Origin of the sequence: Vibrio crassostreae 9ZC13 (genome assembly GCF_000272045.2) — a bacterium.
GTDB classification, from domain to species: domain Bacteria; phylum Pseudomonadota; class Gammaproteobacteria; order Enterobacterales; family Vibrionaceae; genus Vibrio; species Vibrio crassostreae_C.
Genome location: NZ_AJYZ02000019.1, coordinates 375,786 through 376,367, shown reverse-complemented (window position 1 = coordinate 376,367; position 582 = coordinate 375,786). Strand labels below are relative to the sequence as shown.

The following is a 582-nucleotide window of genomic DNA, read 5'->3' as shown; positions in this document are numbered from 1 at the left end:
GGTTCATTAGGCACCCTACATCTTAAAGATAACGGTGATTGGACCTATGATTTAGACAATCAAAATCCGACCGTGCAAGCATTAGCGCAAGGCAAAACGGCAACCGACACCATCAACGTTCACTCTGCCGATGGCACGCCACATCAAGTTACTATTACTGTAAATGGTACTAATGATACTGCTGTTATTGCAGGCACCAATACCGGTGCGGTAACTGAAGAGTCTCAACTGCAAACCTCGGGAACACTCACCATCACCGATACAGACAAAGGTGAAGCCCACTTCTCGAATACCGATATCGCAGGCCAATTAGGTACCCTACATCTTAAAGATAACGGTGATTGGACTTACGATTTAGATAACAAAAACCCAACGGTACAAGCATTAGGTCAAGGTAAAACCACCACCGATAGCATTACCGTGCATTCCGCGGATGGCACAACACATCAAATAATGGTGACCATAAATGGTAGCAACAATGTGGCCACTATTGCTGGCGTTGATACTGGTTCAATAACCGAGAATACCGCTGGCGTTAACATGTCACCCGACTATGCTCACTCAGGCATAGCCACACTTGGA

The 582-nt window shown here is 45.9% G+C and carries 1 protein-coding gene; it reads left to right on the top strand.

All coding sequences use genetic code 11. The features are described 5' to 3' along the window. A partial coding sequence (locus A136_RS22950) for a VCBS domain-containing protein (RefSeq protein ID WP_017064448.1) occupies positions 1-582 on the top strand: 582 nt, incomplete at both ends.